Genomic DNA, 7,823 nt, shown 5'->3' on the forward strand with positions numbered 1-7,823 from the left:
GGTTCAGTATGAGCAATCCGAACAGCAACACCAGAACTCGTATGAAAGTAGAGGCTCGGCGAAACACAAATTTATGGACTTTATCGACACTGCCCTGAAAAAAATTAAGGACCTTGACCTTGACTTTAATTTTGGTTCTGCAGTAGATGTAAAACATATTTTTCAACATAAGGACGTATATATTACCAAGCTTGACCTAGATGTTTCAAACGGCAGCATCACCATTATTCCTTGGGAAGAGCGGGATGTACGCGTTGAATGTGAGGCAAAAGTGTACAATATTGAAAACCAAGAACGAGCGCGAAAAGTATTTTTACAAGATGTTCTTTTCTCGATTGAAAATGGTGCTCTCCGACTATCAATTCAGAAAAAACAAATGAAGGTTCATGCTAAAATCTACGTTCCTCAGGAAAACTATGAGAGCATCAAAGCCCGCATGTTTAACGGACCAATTGCTGGGGAAAATTTACGGGTAAAGGAATTCCGTGCAAAAACAGCAAATGGCGCTATTACCATCTCGAACTTTGACAGCGAATCAGTTGAAGTAGAAACGGCAAATGGTCACATTAAAGCAAATCAAATCACGAGCAAGGATTTTGAAGCTGAGACCATTAATGGTACAGTTACAGCATCAGGCCTCTTTGAAAAGGTAGACTTACAAAGCTTTAATGGAAATATCACGTGTGATCTTCAAGGAGATTTCTGCCATACCGCATTTGTAAAAACGACAACAGGCGGCATTGATATGTTTATTGCAAATGATTATCATGTTGATGGGGAATTAAAATCAAATTTAGGTAGTTTTAAATCTGAACTTGCAATGATGTCAATCATTGAGGAGAAAAACGAGGTTGTTCAGAAATCACTTCGTTTTAAGGCAAATGAAGAAAAAGTGCAAAAGCTACAACTGTTTGCGGAAACGAAAACAGGGTCAATTAATATAAAACCACTTTGAGGTGTTGTTTATGAAAAAGAAATTATTCCGTTCCACCCAAAATAGAATGCTAGGAGGAGTGCTCGGAGGCCTTGCAGATTACACTGGAATCGATGCATCCCTATTACGTATACTAGCGGTAGTTGGCTTCTTTTTGGGTGTAGGTTCTCTAGGGCTTATTTATCTCGTTTGGTTATTTATTGTACCGAATGAAGGGGATGTCTATAGATAATGAAATGGCTTGCTAGCATAATTGTAAATAGCATCGTACTCATGGTAGTCGCAGGCTATGTTGATACTTTCCATTTGGAAGGTGTTGGCGCAGCAATCATAGCCAGTATCATCCTATCGATTTTAAATGTAATCGTAAAACCGATTCTTATACTCTTAACCTTACCTGTAACGGTTCTATCATTAGGTTTATTTTTATTCGTCATCAATGCCATTACCTTAATGCTGACGCAAACCATAATGGGCGACTCTTTCGTCATCGAAGGCTTTGGCACTGCAGTATTAGCGGCAATCATTATATCCATTCTAAACCTACTGATTCAAAAAGTAATCGTCGAACCACTTCAGGAAAAAAAGAAAAAATAATGGTAAATGCCTATCACATTTGGTAGGCATTTTTTATGAGGTGAAATCCTGTTTAAGCTTAAGCAGGATAAGTATCGTTTTTGTCGAAAGTATAGTCAAAATAGATAAAGGAGCCCGAAGATGTTCCCAACACTAGGAACCGAAAGACTAAGATTAAGAGAAATCGTACATAGCGATGTTCAAGGAATTTTTGAATGTTTTTCAAGTCATGATGTAACACGTTACTATGGCCAGGATCCTATTACTGAATTAAAACAAGCAGAGCAGTTTATTGAATTCTTTGCAAAAAACTATAAAGAAAAACGTGGTATCAGATGGGGGATAGAATTAAAGGAAAGGGAGGGGCTCATAGGCACAATTGGTTTTAATGCCTGGTCTCCTAAACATAAGCGTGCAGAAATTGGGTACGAACTTCATCCCTTATTCTGGCGTCAAGGCTTCGCAACCGAGGCTATTTCCAAAGTAATCACATATGGTTTGAACGAACTTGGTTTAACTCGTATTGGTGCGGTTGTATTTCTTCAGAATACTGGATCAAATGATTTATTAATAAAGCTTGGTTTTGAAAAAGAGGGTGTTTTAAGAAATTATATGTACCAAAACGGTGTTGCGTATGATACGAATGTTTACTCATTGTTAAAATGAGGACTCAAAGACATTCTGTCGTGGAGTGTCTTTGGGAACTGACAATTTAGATTACTAAAAATCAGATTTTGCTCCTGTTTCCACTTTTCCACCACTTGAAAACCTTCCTTCCCAACAATCTCCCCTAATTTTAAACAGAAAAGTTTTGGCGTTACAAAGAAAAATGCTAAAATAGGAGAATGAGTTTGAAATTATAAACATCAACGATACATAAGCCTAATTAAGCAAGAAAAACTAGGGCTTTTAAAACATAAAACTACACGAATCACAACCAAGGAGGAACGGACGTGGCAAAAGTTAGCACAAAGGATTTAATTGAGAAATTTAAATTAGAGTTGGTTAGTGGGGAAGAGGGAATTAATCGTCCAATCACTACAAGTGACATATCAAGACCTGGCATCGAGCTTGCGGGATTTTTTGATTATTATCCAGCTGAGAGGCTTCAGCTTTTAGGAAAAACAGAGTTGGAGTTTTTTGATAAATTGTCGCATGACGAAAAAGTGTACCGTATGGAGAAGCTTTGTACAGATATTACACCTGCGATTGTTATTTCACGAGACATGGAAGTGCCGCCTGAGTTAATTGAGGCTTCTGAACGTGAATCCGTTCCGGTCATTAAGTCAACCAGTAAGACAACTAGACTTTCAAGTAGGATAACAAACTTTTTAGAAAGCAAGCTTGCGCCAACAACTGCGGTTCATGGTGTTCTTGTAGACATATACGGTGTCGGGGTTCTGATTATCGGTAAAAGTGGTGTTGGTAAAAGTGAAACTGCACTAGAACTTGTAAAACGTGGACACCGCCTTGTCGCAGATGATTGTGTTGAAATTCGACAAGAAGATGAAGACACACTTATTGGAAGCGCGCCTGAGTTGATCGAGCATCTCCTTGAAATCCGTGGTCTCGGTATCATCAACGTAATGACCCTATTTGGTGCAGGTGCAATCCGCAATTTTAAACGAATTACGTTGGTTATTAACCTTGAGCTTTGGGATCAGACAAAACAATATGATCGACTTGGGCTTGATGAAGAAAAAATGAAAATCATTGATACAGACTTAACTAAATATACAATTCCTGTTCGACCAGGTCGAAACCTTGCCGTTATCATAGAAGTGGCAGCGATGAATTACCGTCTGAAACGAATGGGCTTAAACGCAGCAGAGGATTTTACAAATCGTCTTTCAAGTGCGATTGAATACGGGGAACATGACGACATATAAAAATTTTTGAAACAAGGGAGTTGAGAAAATGGATCGAAGCATACAACCATTAGACCCAACATTTTTAGAATTGGGCGCACTACGGATTCAATGGTATGGACTTATTATTGGGCTAGGAACCATGCTTGCCCTCTATCTTGCCATTAAGGAATCAGAGCGTAGGGGCATGCATAAGGATACATTTATGGACCTTATGCTGTTTGCGGTTCCGATTGCCATTATCTGTGCAAGAATTTACTACGTTATTTTTAAATGGGATTATTATTCGCAAAATCCTTCTAAAATCATTGCGATTTGGGAAGGTGGAATTGCGATTCATGGTGCCCTAATTGGTTCGGTTGTGACAGCGGTCGTGTTTGCAAGAGTAAAAGGCTTGTCATTCTGGAAAATAGCCGACATTGCAGCACCAAGTATTATTTTAGGTCAAGCGATTGGTCGTTGGGGAAATTTTATGAACCAAGAAGCACATGGCGGACCAATCGCAGAAGGAAATATCCAAACCTTTTATAATGTACTTCCAGACTTTATTATGGATCAAATGTTCATAGAAGGCGTTTACTATCATCCAACTTTTTTATATGAATCCATTTGGAGTTTAGTTGGTTTCGTTTTATTGCTAATGCTTCGAAAAGTTAATTTAAGGCGCGGGGAAATGTTCCTCACCTATGTTATTTGGTATTCAATTGGTCGTTTATTCATCGAAGGCCTGCGTACCGACAGCTTAATGCTAGGGGACATACGAGTGGCGCAATTAATTTCGGTTGTTTCGATTATTGGAGCACTAATCGTACTCGTTTATCGAAGAAATAAAGGTATTTCGAACGATCGTTATTTAGAGAAATAATTCACTAAAAGGGAGAGGGAAAACTTGCTAGAAATCATCAAGAGAGGCTTCATAGTAGGTTTAAAAACTACTTGGACATTGGGGAAAGTAATTTTTCCTGTTACCCTGCTTGTTACATTACTTCAGCATACACCAGTGCTAGATTGGGTGATACAGTGGATTGCACCAATCATGGGCTGGTTTGGTCTATCAGGTGATGCGGCAATTCCGCTTGTATTAGGTAACTTTTTGAACCTTTATGCAGGAATTGGTGCGATTTTAACACTGGATCTGACTGTAAAAGAAGTGTTTATTTTAGCGGTCATGTTATCATTCTCGCATAATATGATTATCGAATCTACCGTGGCAGCAAAGGTAGGAATGAAGATTTGGATCATTGTAGTAGTGAGACTAGGACTAGCGTTTATTTCTGCCTTTGTTATCAATCTAGTTTGGAATGGCGGTAGTGAACTAGCAAAATATGGACTTGTGTCAGGCTCAGAGGAACAAATTTCAGGATGGGGCAATATCCTTTTGAATGGTATTGAAAAGGCATCATTTGGGATTCTGCAGTTAGCAATCATTGTCATACCACTTATGGTTGTGATACAAATATTAAAAGAATTAAAATGGTTGGATGTGTTTTCAAGATGGATGGCTCCAATCACAAAAGCACTGGGAATGAAGGAAAATACGTCAACAACCTTGGCATCAGGTATTTTGTTCGGTCTGGCATTAGGAGCCGGTGTAATGATTCAGGCTGTAAAAGAGGATAATGTAAGTAAGAAGGATGTAACGTTAGCGTTAATTTTTTTAGTGTCCTGCCACGCAGTTGTAGAGGATACGTTAATCTTTATCCCACTCGGCATCCCAGTATTACCGTTACTGTTTATACGCCTCATAACAGCAATCATTTTAACGATGGTGATTTCTTTTATCTGGAACCGTGTCGAACAAAATAATAGAAAGGAACCTATTTATGGCAATTAATACACTTTTATTTGATTTAGATGGAACATTAATCGATACAAATGAACTGATTTTGCAATCTTTTTTACACACCTTTGAAACATACTTTCCTGAACGTAAATTCACAAGAGAGGAAATTCTGCCGTTCAATGGTCCAACTTTACATGAATCATTTTCTTCAGTAGATCCGGACCGTGCAGAAGAAATGGTTGCAGAATATCGCAAATTTAACCATGAAAAGCATGACGAGCTAGTAACCGAATTTCCTGGAGTGTTCGATACCATCAAGACACTTAAGGAAAAAGGCTATAAAATTGGTGTTGTCACAACGAAAGTTAGAAATACAGTTAATATGGGTTTAAAATTAACAGCACTTGATCAATTCTTTGATGTCGTGGTGACATTGGACGATGTTCAAAAACCAAAACCAGACGCAGAACCAGTGTTATTGGCACTAAAACTGTTAGGTTCTACCCCAGAAGAAGCAATCATGGTTGGCGACAATTATCAGGATATTGTAGCTGGACAAAACGCAGGCACAAAGACTGCTGGAGTTGCATGGTCTCATAAAGGAAAAGATTTCTTATTGGAATACAAACCTGATTTTATGCTTGAGAATATGAGTGACTTACTAGACATTGTTTCCGTAAAAGGATGAAAAATTAGTGAAACGACGAACCACACGTTATTTTGTTTCGGGTCCAAATTCGCTTTGGCAAATGTATAAAACTGTTTCTTTTTGGAAAGTAGTAAAAAACTTTATCATTATTCAGTTGGCGCGTTACACGCCTTTTTTGGGAATGAAAAATTGGCTATATCGTACCTTTTTAAGGATGAAAATCGGGGAAAAAACAGCGTTTGCTCTCATGGTAGTACCAGATATTATGTTCCCAGAAAAAATCAGTGTCGGCAGCAACACAGTCATTGGTTTTAATACAACGATCTTAGCTCATGAATATTTGATTAAAGAATACAGACTAGGTGACGTTAAAAGGGGCAGCGAGGTTAGGATCGGGGCCAATTCAACAATCTTACCAGGTGTGGAAATCGGGGATGGGGCAATAGTGTCAGCCGGCACATTGGTCCATAGAGACGTCCCAGCCGGCAGTTTTGTCGGCGGTAACCCGATGCAAGTAATATATACAAAAGAACAACGTGAACAACAAGAAAAGGAATCAGGTCAGTAAAAATGACCTGCTCCCGATTTGCCCATCAAACTTGAGATTGATGGGTATTTTTATTATTAAAATCCATCATTGGAATAATATGTTACTATACAAAAAAAGAGAATACTCATGATTGGGAGGAGAAAAATTGACAAGATTGTTGGTTATAAGTGATATTCACGGATGTTTAGTCCACTTTAATGCATTATTAAAAAAGGCCAATTTTCGACCTTCAGAAGACAAACTTATTTTGCTGGGCGACTATGTAGATCGAGGTCCAAACAGTAAAGAGGTAATTGAACGAGTTTCGCATATGGTTAAAAATGAAAATGTAATAGCTTTAAGAGGAAATCATGACCAAAGATTTTTGGACGTGATTCTAACAAGAAAAACCGAGTTATATGATAAATTTTTGAAATACGGCGGGCTTGAGACTCTTAAAAGCTACTATCCAAATGCTCAGAATGAATCAATTGACCATGTGTTAAACATCATAATTGACAAATACAGTCATCACATTGAATTTTTAAAAGCATCACGTCTTTATTACGAAGAGGAACAATTTTTATTTGTACACGCTGGTATTAATCCCAACATTAAAAATCTAAAAAATCAATCACCAATAGATCTACTAAACATCAGAAAGCCATTCATAATTAGTGAGAATACTTTTCCGAAAAAGGTTGTATTTGGTCACACTCAAACATACGAAATTCATCAGTCCAATGAGATTTGGTTTTCGAAAAACAAAATCGGAATTGATGGTGGATGTGTATTTAAAAACCAACTAAATTGTCTAGAGATCGTAAATTCCACGGTTACCAACCAATACAAGGTCAATTATCACGATTTCAACTAAAAGGGGAGCTTATTTTGCAAAACATTGGTGCGATTATTTTAGCTGCAGGTCAATCAAGTAGATTTGGTCAGGTGAAACAGCTAGTCCATTTAGGTGACAAGCAACTTTTCCTATACTCAGTTGAATTGGCACTTGAATTAAAAATGAAACCCATTATCCTTGTCGGCAATGAAAAGACAAAGGAAATTAAGGACTTAGTTTCGGACCTGAAGGTTACTTATGTTGAAAATAAAAATTATCAACAGGGAATGTCATCTTCGCTGAAGGAAGGGATTTTGGCACTTACCATTGAAAAGACAAAACCTAAGGCAGCAATGGTCTTTTTAGCTGATCAGCCTTTTATTCCTTTAGAAGTTTTAAGAAAAATTGCTGAGACTTATGAAAGAAATTATGAAAAAGGAATAAGAATCGTTCGGCCTCGTTATAAGGGGGAAGTAGGCCATCCTGTGCTTTTTGATACATCTGTTTTTAATGAACTAACTAAGATTGAAGGAGAACAAGGAGCCAGGCAAATAATCAAATCTAATCCTGATATTGTATCTGTTGTTGATTTTATGATGAAGGAATGGAATCTGGATATTGACAGGCCTGAAGATTATGAACATGC

Annotated in this window: 11 protein-coding genes; all 11 read left to right on the top strand. The window is 37.8% G+C overall.

Annotated features, from left to right (window positions below):
* A partial coding sequence (locus V7147_RS24165; protein WP_335370343.1) for a DUF4097 family beta strand repeat-containing protein occupies positions 1 to 955 on the top strand: 955 nt, incomplete at its 5' end.
* Between the two features lie 10 nt (positions 956 to 965).
* Complete coding sequence (locus V7147_RS24170) at positions 966 to 1,166, top strand: PspC domain-containing protein (protein WP_335370344.1); 201 nt, start codon at positions 966 to 968, stop codon at positions 1,164 to 1,166.
* A complete protein-coding gene (locus tag V7147_RS24175; RefSeq protein WP_335370352.1) occupies positions 1,163 to 1,531 on the top strand; it encodes a phage holin family protein in 369 nt (122 codons plus the stop codon). The genes V7147_RS24170 and V7147_RS24175 overlap by 4 nt, the downstream gene beginning before the upstream one ends.
* A 120-nt stretch (positions 1,532 to 1,651) precedes the next feature.
* Complete coding sequence (locus V7147_RS24180) at positions 1,652 to 2,176, top strand: GNAT family N-acetyltransferase (RefSeq protein WP_335370345.1); 525 nt, start codon at positions 1,652 to 1,654, stop codon at positions 2,174 to 2,176.
* A 287-nt stretch (positions 2,177 to 2,463) separates the two neighbouring features.
* Complete coding sequence (hprK, locus tag V7147_RS24185; protein WP_335370346.1) at positions 2,464 to 3,399, top strand: HPr(Ser) kinase/phosphatase; 936 nt, start codon at positions 2,464 to 2,466, stop codon at positions 3,397 to 3,399.
* A 28-nt stretch (positions 3,400 to 3,427) separates the two neighbouring features.
* On the top strand, positions 3,428 to 4,243 hold the full coding sequence (lgt, locus tag V7147_RS24190) for a prolipoprotein diacylglyceryl transferase (protein ID WP_335370347.1): 816 nt from the start codon (positions 3,428 to 3,430) through the stop codon (positions 4,241 to 4,243).
* Positions 4,244 to 4,267: 24 nt separating this feature from the next.
* Positions 4,268 to 5,212: a nucleoside recognition domain-containing protein gene (locus V7147_RS24195; RefSeq protein ID WP_335370348.1), complete on the top strand. Its 945-nt coding sequence runs from the start codon at positions 4,268 to 4,270 to the stop codon at positions 5,210 to 5,212.
* On the top strand, positions 5,202 to 5,849 hold the full coding sequence (gene ppaX / locus V7147_RS24200; protein WP_335370349.1) for a pyrophosphatase PpaX: 648 nt from the start codon (positions 5,202 to 5,204) through the stop codon (positions 5,847 to 5,849). Before V7147_RS24195 ends, ppaX begins: the two co-directional genes overlap by 11 nt.
* Before the next feature lie 61 nt (positions 5,850 to 5,910).
* Positions 5,911 to 6,378 carry an acyltransferase gene (locus V7147_RS24205; RefSeq protein ID WP_335370353.1) on the top strand — a complete coding sequence of 156 codons (468 nt, stop codon included), beginning with the start codon at positions 5,911 to 5,913 and terminating at the stop codon, positions 6,376 to 6,378.
* Positions 6,379 to 6,505: 127 nt separating this feature from the next.
* Positions 6,506 to 7,216 carry a metallophosphoesterase family protein gene (locus tag V7147_RS24210; RefSeq protein WP_335370350.1) on the top strand — a complete coding sequence of 237 codons (711 nt, stop codon included), beginning with the start codon at positions 6,506 to 6,508 and terminating at the stop codon, positions 7,214 to 7,216.
* A gap of 14 nt (positions 7,217 to 7,230) precedes the next feature.
* On the top strand, positions 7,231 to 7,823 hold a 593-nt coding region (locus tag V7147_RS24215; protein ID WP_335370351.1), incomplete at its 3' end, for a nucleotidyltransferase family protein.

Source organism: Bacillus sp. JJ1521 (assembly GCF_036965165.1).
In the GTDB taxonomy this organism is placed as follows: domain Bacteria; phylum Bacillota; class Bacilli; order Bacillales; family Bacillaceae_L; genus Ferdinandcohnia.